Genomic DNA, 10,714 nt, shown 5'->3' on the forward strand with positions numbered 1-10,714 from the left:
CCCACCATGGTCGGGTCGCCGTCGGTGCCGGCGGCCTCATGCTCAGCAGCGACGCCGAGCAGCTGGACTGGACGATGGTCGATCTACCCACCTCGCGCGATCTGCATGCGGTCCGCGTGAGCCATGACGGGGATCTGACGATCGCGGTCGGCGAGGCCGGAGTCGTCGTCCGCGTCGAGCAGGGCGTCGCCGAGGCGATCGAGCTCCCCGACGCCGAGCAGGGACTGTACGGCCTGCACCTGCGCCACGATGGCCACGGACAGGCGGTCGGCGGCGCGGGGACCCCGTTGATCACCAGCGACGCCGGCCGCAGCTGGGACACGCGCTCGCTACCCACGACCGCGACCTTGCGCGGCGTCGACGACTTCCACGATGGCGGACACCCATGAATGACTGACCCCGACAGGAGCCGGATCACTCACACAGGCCGGTGTCGAACGCGTCGCAGTTGTCGGTGACGCACTGCCAGTTGCCGAAGCAGGGGTCGCCGACGCTGCCGTCCCAGCACTTGCCCTCGTGACAGTAGAGATCGTCGTGGGGACAGGCGCCCCAGTTGCCGCAGTCTTCACCGTCGCCCTCAATCCCACAGTCTTCGAGGCTGACGGTGCACTCCTGCGAGCACGCGAGCTGGCCCGGTCCCTCGCCGTAGTCGGCGCAGGCGAGGCCGCCGAAGTCGCCGCCGTCGCAGGCTTCACCATCTTCGACCACCCCGTTGCCGCAGCCCGGCTCGTAGCAACCCGAGGTGTCCACGGTGCAGTTTCCCGTGCAGGTCAGCTCGCCGCCCAGGAACCCGACGCTCTCACAGGTCCGGCCGCCGAGGTCCTGACCGTCGCACTCTTCGGGCGCCTGCGCGGTCCCGTCGCCACAGGTCCCGCCCGTGTCCCCGTCGCCGTCGCCGTCACCGCTTGGATCGCCATCGCCGGAGTCGCCGTCACCATCACCATCACCGCTTGGGTCGCCATCGCCGTCGCCGGGATCGCCATCCCCATCGCCACCTTCGGCCTCGCTGCCCTCGCTCCCGGGTGTCGCTCCCTCGGAGGTGTCGCCCGCGTCGGTGTCATCCTCGCCCAGCCCCGTGTCCCCGATCCCAAAGGTCGCGGGTGAGCAGCCGAGCGCGATCGAGGCGAAGATGGTGGAGACGGTCAACCGCAGAGAAGTCATGCCCCTATCGAAGCGCAAGCGGGCCCCTACGTCCATAGCGACATGGAGCGCAAAAAGCGCGAGAGCTGAATTTGCCCTTGCACGGGCGGGGTCGCATGCTTGCCGGCCCAAGCCGCCTGCCATGGATCTCGCGTACTTCTTCGAAAAAGGCGGCCCGCTCATGTGGGCCATTCTCGCGGCCGCCGTGATCGGCCTGTTCGTGTTCTTCGAGCGGCTGTACTCGCTGCAGCGCGCTCGGGTGGTGCCCCGGGCGTTTGTCGACCGAATCCGGGCGATGGTCGCCAAGGGCAGGACCAGCGAGGCGCAGCTGCTGTGTGAGGAGAACCAGTCGAGCATCGCGCGGATGATGGTCGCGAGCCTGCAGGCGTTCGCGGACGGCAAGTCCCGCGCCGAGATCAAGGAGGCCGTCGAGGAGGTCGGCGGGCGCGAGGTCGCGCACCTCGACAAGAACGTCGAGATCATCGGGACCGTGGCCTCCGTGTCCCCGCTGCTCGGCCTGCTCGGCACCGTGGTCGGCATGATCCAGGTGTTCCAGCGCTTCGTCGACGCCTACGCCGAGGGCAAGGCGACCCCCGACGTGTTCGCCGAGGGCATCTGGACCGCGCTGATCACCACCGCGTACGGCCTCATGGTCGCGATCCCGATGCTGATCCTCTACAAGTTCCTGCAGAGCCGCAACGATCGCCTGATCGTCGAGATGGAGGAGGACGCGCTGGGCATCGTCGGGCTGCTCGACGAGAGCCTGCTCGAGCAACAGCGCAAGCGCGCGAGCGACCGGGGCAGCGACGGGAGTGACGACGGAGCCGGCAAGTGAGCATCGCCTCGCGCGACTCGGGCCACCTCCGCCACCGCCGACGCCAGCAGAGCAGCGTCGTCGATCTCACCCCGCTGATCGACATCGTGTTTCAGCTGTTGATCTTCTTCTTGCTGACCGCGACGTTTCAAGAGAGCTCCTCGCTCGACGTCGATCTCGCCCGCGCCAAGAACCAGCAAAAAACTCAGAAGACCGAGGCCGTGATCGTCTCGATCAGCTCGCGTGGGGCGTTCGAGGTCGACCAGATCCTCGTTGATCCAGGCGGGCTCGAGAGCTACCTGTGCGCCCAGTCCAACAACGGCAAGCGCACCCTCCACATCCGGGCCGACAAGAACAGCAAGCATGAGGATCTGGTCTTCGCGATGGATCTGGCCAAGACCTGCGGGTTCGAGAGCCTGGGAATTCTTCACCAGAACTAGATCTTGACGCTGCCGATCACCCAGCCGCACGCGGCGGCGGTGATGATCTCGCGCAAGCGTGGATCGAGCGGGCGGGCCGGGTCCGACTCGTCGACCGCTAGCTGGCTGGCCAGTGCCGCTCGTGGGCGGCCCGGGTGGGCGTCGAAGAATTCGATCTCGTACAGATAGCGGCGTCGCTGCGCGCGGGGTCGAGCACCGCCCACCGTGCGTCGGACCGCGTCGAGCTCGCGGGACAGCTCCGCGTGCGGTGGCTGGCGCTCGATCTCCCGCGTCATCGGCCGAAGCGCCCGCTCGTGTTTGGACCGTCGGTACATTGCTCGCTTCCTTTCAGCTCGGGCGAAGCTCCTCGCCCGCTTGCAGACGCCATTCGTCACTGCGTCAGCGAATGCCTCGCGCCGAAGCCATGGCGTCGATCACCGCGTTGAGCGGTCGCAGCTGCAGTGGTTTGGTCATATACGCATCGGCCCCGAGCGCAATCGCCCGGTCGTGGTCGGCGCTGGAGTGCGCCGCGCTGAGCATGAGCACAGGCGCCCCCGCGTGGACGGGGTCCCGGCGCAGCTGGCGAAGCAGACAAAACCCATCGACCCGCGGGGTGTCGACGGCGAGCACGAACAGGTCGAACGGGTGGCGGCGCAGCTGCTCGAGCCCGTCGTAGCCGTCGGACGCGATCGTGCAGTCGAACCCCTTGGCCTCGAGGGCCCGGGCCATGCGCTCGGCGATGAACCGACAGTCGTCGACGATGAGCGCCTGGGGCCGCAGCGCCAGGCAGATCGCGTGCGATCCGCTCAGCGCCTGGGCAAACGGCACAGCGGCACAGTGGGGCCGGAGCGGGAGGAGAGCGGGAATCGAGGCTTGCGTGTCCACCGTGAGTCCAGTGTTCGCGCTACTGTCCTTTGGACCAGGTAATTAATGTAAGCCTACGCAAGGTATTTTTCTGAACTCCAGACTGGCGGGCAAGACACTCAGGTGGGACTGCCAGGCCCCCTTTCACGCCGAGCCCTCACCTTCATGCAGTGCCACACCATCGACGAGGCTTTGACTTCGCAGCCAATCGACCCGCACGGGGCGATGGGCTGCGATGATCGTCGGATCAACGATCGCCCCGCGAGCCCATGGGTGGACCGGCTTGCGAGCGTACTTGGTCTAAAGGACACTCATGACAGGTCGCGGGCGGTGTGGGACACTAGCCGACCCGGCGTCGACATGAGCTCACGCCCCTTTCCGGTCGAAACTGCAGCGGAACCGGAAGACCACCCGGCCTCCGTCGACATGATTTCGGCACCGAGTGACAGCAAGCTCGCTGAGGCGCTGCGTGCCGGAGACGGAGCAGCGATCGCCCAGCTGTTTGATCTGTACGGGGGGCACGTCGAGCGCGTCCTGATCCGCACGATCGGGCGCGACGCCGAGATGGAAGACATGGTCCAAGACGTATTCTTGGGCGCGTACCGGAGCGGGCCCAACTACCAGGGCGACGACGCGCAGCTCAAGGCCTGGATCAGCCGGATCGCGGTGTTCACTGCTCGCGGCTACCTGCGCAAACGCAAGCGTCGCTGGTGGCTCCGCTCGGCCGACCCCGCGCAGATGCCCGAGCTGAGCTCCAAGGAGCCCAGCCCCCACACGGCGGAGGTCCTGCGTCGGACCCACGCTGCGCTCGATCTGATGGACGCGGATCTGCGGATCCCGTTCGCGCTGCGCGAATTCGAGGCGATGGAGCTCGCCGAGATCGCGGAGGCCTGCGACTGCTCGGTGTCCACGATCAAGCGCCGGCTGGCCCGAGCACGAAAGACCTTTGATCGACTGGCCAAGAAAGATCCTATCTTGCGCGATTGGTTGGGAGACGAAAGCTAATGGGCAACACGAATCAAGACTCGACTTCCCGGCTGTTGACCGCCGTTCGTGAGGCTCAGGACCAAGCGCTGCGACTCGACGATCCCAACGAGCACGCCCGCGCTCGCGCTCGATTGCTGCAGGCCGTCGACGCCAGCAGCCGTGTTGGCGTGGTGCCAGCAACAGGCGCGCGCGGGCTCGGATGGCGCCTGGGGGTCGGCACGCTGGCCGCGGCCGCGTGCACGCTCGCGCTGATCGTGAGCTGGCCCAGCGGCTCGACCGATCCCATTGGCGATCCGTCCTCCGCTCACGCGCTGGTGTTCGAGCTCGATGGGGCCGAGGTCGCCTCCGACGATCTCGGCGACGTGATCGCAGCCGAGCAGACCAGCCGCTTGCTCGCGTTCTCGGACAGCACGGCGGTCGAGCTGTCGCCCGGGGGGCGCCTGCACCTCGACGATATCCGCAGCAACGGCGCGGTCGTGGTGCTCGACGCTGGTGAGGTCGCGCTCGCGGTTCACCACGAGCGCGACACCAGCTGGCGGGTCGACGCCGGGCCGTGGCAGGTGCACGTGACCGGCACCCAGTTCAGCGTCGCGTGGGAGCCCACGGTCCAGAGCTTTCGAGTCGCGGTCATCGAAGGCTCGGTCCGCGTCGAGGGACCCGACGGCGACGTCACCAACCTGCGCGGCGGCGACACGTTGATCCGCGAGCGGGGCAAGGCGACGATCGAGCCCGAGAGCCTGATCGCCGACCCGATCGGTGCGGATCCCGGCGGGATCCCGACGGGTGAGGGCGTCGGTCAGGGTGAGGCTACGGAAGTCAGCGACGAACCGCTCGGCCCAGTCGCCAGCGCAGATCCAGACACCGGGGCGAGCAAGCCCAATTCTGCGCAGGCCAAGCAGCTGAGCTGGGACCAGCACTTCGACAACAGCGACTACGCCGCGGCGTGGCAGGCCCTCGCCCAGCTGTCCGGAGGCATCCACGCCGAGGCCACCCACGCCAACGCGAACACCCTGCTCGACCTCGCCGACGTCGCCCACTACACCAAGCACAGCGACGACGCGCGCAAGCTGCTCGAGCAGCTGCGCGAGCGGTTCCCGGCCAGCGATGAAGCAGGCAAGGCCGCGTTCGCGCTCGGTCGGCTCGCCGCCACCAGCGGCTCACAAGCCAAGGCCGCGAGCTGGTTCGAGCTGTACCTCGTCGAGCTGCCCAACGGCTCACTCGCCGGTGACGCGCTGGCCCGCTTGATCGACAGCTACGACGCTCTCGGTCGCAAGGGTGACGCGAGCGAAGCAGCCAAGCGTTACCTCGCCCGATTCCCCAAGGGCCCGCACGCCGACAAGGCTGCTAAGATCCTCGCCCGCTGAGGGCAGCGGGCTGTCTTCAGCTCGGGCGAGGCTGTTATCAGCTCGGGCGAGGCTGTTATCAGCTCGGGCGAGGCTTCTCGCCCGCTTGCAGGCACCGTCGTAGACTGGTTCACCTTGGGCAGCGAACTGATTTCGGCTCGGGCGAGCACAGCGACACGCTGGCGGTCCACGGTGGTGCTCGCGGGCGTGTGCGCGCTGCTCATGTGCGCGAGCGTGGCGGCGGCAGCGACACCGCCCGAGCCCACCAGCGATGTGCCGAGCTCAGCTCAGACCGAGCTGGTGCTGATCCGGGTGGTGCCCGACGACAAGCACGTCACGGCTCGGCTGCGCGCCGAACTCGACGTGATGGCGCTCGACACCGAGCTGCTCGACGTCCCCGATGACGCGCCCGTGCTCGGCACCGAGCTGCTCGATCGGCTCGAGCAGGCGGGCGCGAGCGCGGCGATCGAGATTGCGATCGACCAGCAACGCATCGAGGTCTGGGTCGCCGACGGGGCCACGGGCAAGACGCTCACGCGCCGGTTCGATCTCGCCCTCGATCCCGAGCAGGCCGAGCCGCGGACCCTCGCGATCGCGGCGGTCGAGCTGCTGCGAGCGTCACGCCTCGAGTTCGCCCGTGACGCCCCACGCGGCGATCCACCGGAGCCCGATGACCCGGGCGAGCAAGCGACCGAGAGCGAGCGGCCTCCGGTCCCCGACCAGCCCCCAGACCGATCGCAGCCGGCCCGCGGCGCCCTGAGCCTCGCCCCGATGATCGGCGGCGGTCCAGGTGGGCTGGGCGCCACCACCCACATCGAGCTCGCCGGCCGCTGGACCCCGCGCGAACGGTTTGCGCTGCGCGTGTCCGTTTGGCTGCCGAGCCTCGGCAACAGCGTGGCCAACGAGCAGGGCAGCGCGCGCGTGTTCGTGGGTATGGCGTTCATCGAGCCGCAGCTGCGGCTGCCGGGCGGCGCGTCGTGGTTTCATCCAGAGCTCGGGCTCGGGCTCGGCGCGGCGATCACCGGGATCGTCGGCGCCGCCACGCCACCGCTTCGCAGCAACACGACCGTGCTCGCCGGCTTCGCCTCCCACGCGCACCTCGGGCTGGGCTTCGAGCTCACGCCCCGGCTGTGGGCCAGGCTCGACAGCTACGTCGGCGTCATCTTGCCGCAGCCGACCATCGTGTTCGTCGACGAGGTCGTCGCGGGCTACGGGCTGCCGTTTGCGACCGGGTCGCTGGGCCTGGAGTTTTGGATCTGAGCGTCGTCGTCCGGGTTGTGATCACCCGTACATCGGTTGCAGCGCGACGCGATCCCGTGATCGAGTGAGCTCGAGCGCGCCCCAGTTGTGTCACCCGGTGGTATGTTGAACGGTGAGCTGCTCCGCAGCTGCCTAGCACCTGGCCATGGGCTCGAACTCCACCTCCCTGTTGCTGACGCCGTTGTTGGTGGTTGGCGTTGGATGCAGCGTCCCAGGTCACGCAATCTTGGCAGCCGAGACCGAGACCGGCGAGGGCAGCCTCAGCGACTCGGGGGTGGTGACCGCGACCGGGACCGAGACCGACGCTGATTCAGGCGAAGCCGACGACGGCGGGGCCCCGTCGGATCTGCCCGAGGACCCCGCGCTCGAGCCCACGCCCGTGTGCACGATCAGCCCGGAGCAGCTCGACGGCGCGCTCCCGTGTGACCTGGCGGCCCCGAGCGAGGTGATCGCACCGGTCACGGCGTGGACGTGGACGGGCCCCGGCGGAGAAGACAGCGTGGTGGTGACCCCGTTGGTCGCCAACCTCGACGACGACAACGGCGACGGCTTCGTCGATCTCTGCGACCGGCCCGACGTCGTCGTCGCGGCCGTGCAGCTGCCACCTGGCAAGACCGATCCGTGGCCGGTCGGGCACCTCCACGTCATCGACGGAGCCAGCGGCGCGACGACTCGTGTGATCCCCACCTCGATCGACGCCTCGATCAACCCGGCGCTCGCCGACCTCGACGGCGACGGCGTCGTCGAGATCGTCGCGCTGCAAGCTCAGGGTCCAAACAGCCCGTACCAGCCGTCACAGCGGCGCCTGATGGCGTTTCACGCGGACGGCGAGCTCGCGTGGGCCGGCCAACACTGGCAGGTCTCCCGCGGCGGCGGTGCGATCTCGATCGCGGATCTCGACAACGACGGCAGCCCCGAGATCCTCGCCCCCGAGTACGTGACCAACGCGGCGGGGCAGCTGCTGTGGGCGCCCAGCAACCCGGCGATGTCGCTCTCGATGCCGGTCGCCGTCGACCTCGATCTCGACGGCGATCTCGAGGTGCTGTTCGGCGGCACCGCCTACGACCACGACGGCAGCTGGCGGTTCGACACGCCCACCGTCCCGCAAGATCGCGGCAGCGTGGCCGTGGCCAACTTCGACGATGACGAGTTCCCCGAGCTCTACGTGCAGCACGACGGCGAGCACGCGGTGCTCGAGCACGACGGCAGCGTCAAGGCGGTGTGCCCGACCGGCAACGTGGACATCTCGGGCGCGGGTGGCTACCCCGTCGCGATCTACGACCTCGACGGCGACAGTCGAGCCGAGCTGCTGTTCGGGTTCCAGGACAAATTTTACGTGCTCGCGCTCGAGGCCGACGCCTGCATCGTCAAGTGGTCGAAGAAGACCGACGCGGTCGAGGGCATGTCGAGCGGGACCCTGTTCGACCTGCTCGATGACGGTCACGCCGAGGCGATCTACGCCGACCGCTCACGGATCCAGCTGTACTCGTCGACCGGCGAGCTGTTGTTTCAGCTCGCCCACACCGCGCGCGAGAGCATCGCCAACCCGGTGGTCGCCGACGTCGACGGCGACGGCGCCGCCGAAATTCTGATCGTGTCGAGCGCGCCGCTGGGCGCGAAGTCGGCGACCGCCAGCCTGATCGTGCTGCAGAACGCCGACGATCGGTTCGCGCCCACCCGGCGGGTCTGGAATCAACACACCTATCACCACAGCAACATCGACGAGATCGGCCGGGTCCCTGCATTCGAGCCCCCGCATTGGCACACCGAGAACAGCTTCCGTACCAATAGCCACGTGTATGAAGGCGAAATGTGCATTCCCGCGCCGCTGCCGGCCGAAGGGCCATGAGGCTGTTTTCAGCTCGGGCGAGGCTTCTCGCCCGCTTGCAGGCGCCATTCGATAGACGGCTCAACCGTGGGCAGCGAACTTTCCACTCGCTGCTCGGCTGCGTTTGCGATATCATCCAGTGTCACCAATGGCTGCTCGATTCACCGCCCCGCTGTTCGCCGCGCACCTCGCCTGCGCGGTCGCGTTCGGCGTAGCGGGGTGCACGGTCGAGGGCATCGCGATCTTGCCCGGCCTCGACGATGGCGCGAGCGGGGAGGGCACGAGCGAGCAAGGTATCGAGGGGGAGACAGAGTCGGGCTTCGACGGCGGCGACACGGACCCCGAAGACGACGGCGGTACCAGCGGCTCGCCCTCGCTCGACCTGCCCGACCCCGGCGACGACGAGTTTGTGGCGCAGGCGTGCGTGGTCCCAGACAGCCACCTCGACGCGCCGCTTCCGTGCGAGGTCGGGCCCACCAGCGTCGACATGCATCCAGTCGTCGCGTGGAAGTGGACGGGCCCCGCGGGCGAAGACAGCGTGATCGTCACACCCCTGGTCGGCAACTTCGATGACGACAACGCCGACGGCCTCGTGGATCTGTGTGATCGGCCCGACGTCCTGGTCGTGGCCGTCGATCTGTCGGGCGGCGGAAAGAACAAAGGCGATCCGCCGCCAGCGGGTCACATCTACCTGCTCGACTCCAACACCGGTCAGTCCAAGCTGGTCTTCGATCACCCCGTCGACGCCACGGCGACCCCGGCCCTCGCCGATCTCGACGCTGATGGCATCCCAGAGATCCTCGCGTTCGAGCGCAGCGAAGAGGTCCTCGGCCAGGTCGGTGAGCGACGTGTCATCGCGTTCGACGCCGACGGCAGCGTGCGCTGGGTCAGCGACACCTGGGTCTGGTCCGATGGCGGCGGTGCCCTGGCGATCGCCGACCTCGACGCCGACGGCAGCCCCGAGATCCTCGCCCCCGAGCACGTGCTCTCGGCCGACGGCGTGTTGCTGTGGGCGCCGCTCGACCCACCACCTGGGGACTCGGTCCCGATCGCCGCCGACCTCGACCTCGACGGCACGCTCGAGGTCTTGTTCGGCCGCAGTGTCTACGCCGCCGACGGCACCGAGCTGTTCGAGCTTCCGCTGCCCGGCAACAAGAACCTGGGTGTCGCCGCGGTCGCCAACTTCGACGACGACGAGTACCCAGAGATCTACATCCAGGCGGCGCGCCACTACGTGATCGAGCACGACGGGCAGGCCAAGATCGACTGTGGTCCAGCCGCGGGCCCGGGCAAGGGCATGCCGGTCTCGATCCTCGACATCGACTCGGACGGCAAGGCGGAGATCCTCGCCCGGCACGGCACATGGCTGCGCGCGAGCACGATCGTCGACGGTCAGTGCGAGACCCTGTGGTCGGTCAAGGTCAACAACGACTCCAGCGGCGCCGCGACGGGCTTCGACTTCCTGGCCGACGGCACCGCCGAGACCGTGTTCGCAGACCTCGAGTGGGTGCGAATCTACGGCGCGCAGGGCGACGCGATCGCGCAAATTCAGCGCCGGGCCCGCCCCTCGGCCGCCAACCCCGTCATCGCAGACGCCGACAATGACGGTGCCGCCGAGTTGATCCTCGTGGGCAGCGAGCCAATCGACGGCTACGGCGAGCTCGAAGAGCACGCCAGCGTCATCTTGGTGCACAACGCCGACGACCGGTTCGCCCCCACGCGGCGGATCTGGAACCAGCACGCGTACCACGTGACCAACATCCGCGAAGACGCGACGGTCCCGGTCGAGCAGCAGCCACACTGGCAGACCGCGACCAGCAACAGCTTCCGCAACAACGTCCCGCCGGGCTACACAGGCCCGCTGTGCCAGTCGGCGCCCTCGGACTAGTCATGACCCCCACAGGGGGTTTCGCACTGCGCGGTCACTCGCTTCGCTCGCTCCCCGTGGGCTGGTTGTGCGCGGGGGTATGATTGGCCCCCTAGAAGGGGGCTCTGGTATGACCCCCGCAGAGGGTTTCGCACTGCGCGGTCACTCGCTTCGCTCGCTCCCCTTGGGCTG

Annotated in this window: 11 protein-coding genes; 8 read left to right on the forward strand and 3 right to left on the reverse strand. The window is 68.4% G+C overall.

Annotated elements, in window-relative coordinates:
• Positions 1–38: 38 nt before the first annotated feature.
• The gene (locus ENSA7_RS24905) at positions 39–389 is read left to right on the forward strand and encodes a hypothetical protein (RefSeq protein WP_106091837.1); all 351 of its coding nucleotides are present in this window, start codon (positions 39–41) and stop codon (positions 387–389) included.
• A 25-nt stretch (positions 390–414) separates the two neighbouring features.
• On the opposite strand, the gene ENSA7_RS24910 is transcribed toward ENSA7_RS24905, so the two are convergent.
• Positions 415–1,161 (reverse strand): hypothetical protein, encoded by a 747-nt coding sequence (locus ENSA7_RS24910; protein ID WP_181234075.1) that lies wholly within the window; start codon positions 1,159–1,161, stop codon positions 415–417.
• Between the two features lie 121 nt (positions 1,162–1,282).
• On the opposite strand from ENSA7_RS24910, the gene ENSA7_RS24915 reads away from it, so the two are divergent.
• Positions 1,283–1,975, forward strand: coding sequence for a MotA/TolQ/ExbB proton channel family protein (locus ENSA7_RS24915; protein ID WP_181234076.1), 693 nt, complete (start codon positions 1,283–1,285; stop codon positions 1,973–1,975).
• A complete protein-coding gene (locus tag ENSA7_RS24920; RefSeq protein ID WP_106091840.1) occupies positions 1,972–2,394 on the forward strand; it encodes an ExbD/TolR family protein in 423 nt (140 codons plus the stop codon). The genes ENSA7_RS24915 and ENSA7_RS24920 overlap by 4 nt, the downstream gene beginning before the upstream one ends.
• Here the strand turns inward: ENSA7_RS24920 and ENSA7_RS24925 are convergent.
• Both ENSA7_RS24925 and ENSA7_RS24930 read right to left on the reverse strand, forming a co-directional pair.
• Positions 2,391–2,669, reverse strand: a complete 279-nt coding sequence (locus tag ENSA7_RS24925; protein WP_146158099.1) for a hypothetical protein — start codon at positions 2,667–2,669, stop codon at positions 2,391–2,393. The two genes, ENSA7_RS24920 and ENSA7_RS24925, sit on opposite strands and share 4 nt — an antisense overlap.
• 103 nt (positions 2,670–2,772) lie before the next feature.
• The gene (locus ENSA7_RS24930; protein ID WP_106091842.1) at positions 2,773–3,201 is read right to left on the reverse strand and encodes a response regulator transcription factor; all 429 of its coding nucleotides are present in this window, start codon (positions 3,199–3,201) and stop codon (positions 2,773–2,775) included.
• Positions 3,202–3,663: 462 nt separating this feature from the next.
• Between ENSA7_RS24930 and ENSA7_RS24935 the strand changes: the two genes are divergently transcribed.
• The 5 genes from ENSA7_RS24935 (at position 3,664) to ENSA7_RS24955 (ending at position 10,543) form a co-directional block, all read left to right on the forward strand.
• A complete protein-coding gene (locus ENSA7_RS24935; protein WP_181234077.1) occupies positions 3,664–4,242 on the forward strand; it encodes an RNA polymerase sigma factor in 579 nt (192 codons plus the stop codon).
• Positions 4,242–5,588 carry a FecR domain-containing protein gene (locus ENSA7_RS24940; RefSeq protein WP_106091844.1) on the forward strand — a complete coding sequence of 449 codons (1,347 nt, stop codon included), beginning with the start codon at positions 4,242–4,244 and terminating at the stop codon, positions 5,586–5,588. The genes ENSA7_RS24935 and ENSA7_RS24940 overlap by 1 nt, the downstream gene beginning before the upstream one ends.
• Positions 5,589–5,702: 114 nt before the next feature.
• On the forward strand, positions 5,703–6,827 hold the full coding sequence (locus tag ENSA7_RS24945) for a hypothetical protein (protein ID WP_146158100.1): 1,125 nt from the start codon (positions 5,703–5,705) through the stop codon (positions 6,825–6,827).
• 145 nt (positions 6,828–6,972) lie between these two features.
• Entirely contained in the window at positions 6,973–8,676 is a 1,704-nt protein-coding gene (locus tag ENSA7_RS24950) for an FG-GAP repeat domain-containing protein (RefSeq protein WP_146158101.1), read from the forward strand.
• Between the two features lie 127 nt (positions 8,677–8,803).
• Positions 8,804–10,543, forward strand: a complete 1,740-nt coding sequence (locus tag ENSA7_RS24955; protein ID WP_106091847.1) for an FG-GAP repeat domain-containing protein — start codon at positions 8,804–8,806, stop codon at positions 10,541–10,543.
• Positions 10,544–10,714 lie beyond the last annotated feature (171 nt).

The sequence above is a fragment of the Enhygromyxa salina genome, assembly GCF_002994635.1.
Classification (GTDB): domain Bacteria; phylum Myxococcota_A; class Polyangia; order Nannocystales; family Nannocystaceae; genus Plesiocystis; species Plesiocystis salina_B.

Excerpts from the sequence above, each read along its gene's own strand:
- ENSA7_RS24905 (WP_106091837.1), top strand. The coding sequence starts at position 39 with ATGCTCAGCAGCGACGCCGAGCAGCTGGACTGGACGATGGTCGATCTA.
- ENSA7_RS24910 (WP_181234075.1), bottom strand. The coding sequence starts at position 1,161 with ATGACTTCTCTGCGGTTGACCGTCTCCACCATCTTCGCCTCGATCGCG.
- ENSA7_RS24915 (WP_181234076.1), top strand. The coding sequence starts at position 1,283 with ATGGATCTCGCGTACTTCTTCGAAAAAGGCGGCCCGCTCATGTGGGCC.
- ENSA7_RS24925 (WP_146158099.1), bottom strand. The coding sequence starts at position 2,669 with ATGACGCGGGAGATCGAGCGCCAGCCACCGCACGCGGAGCTGTCCCGC.
- ENSA7_RS24935 (WP_181234077.1), top strand. The coding sequence starts at position 3,664 with ATGATTTCGGCACCGAGTGACAGCAAGCTCGCTGAGGCGCTGCGTGCC.
- ENSA7_RS24940 (WP_106091844.1), top strand. The coding sequence starts at position 4,242 with ATGGGCAACACGAATCAAGACTCGACTTCCCGGCTGTTGACCGCCGTT.
- ENSA7_RS24950 (WP_146158101.1), top strand. The coding sequence starts at position 6,973 with ATGGGCTCGAACTCCACCTCCCTGTTGCTGACGCCGTTGTTGGTGGTT.
- ENSA7_RS24955 (WP_106091847.1), top strand. The coding sequence starts at position 8,804 with ATGGCTGCTCGATTCACCGCCCCGCTGTTCGCCGCGCACCTCGCCTGC.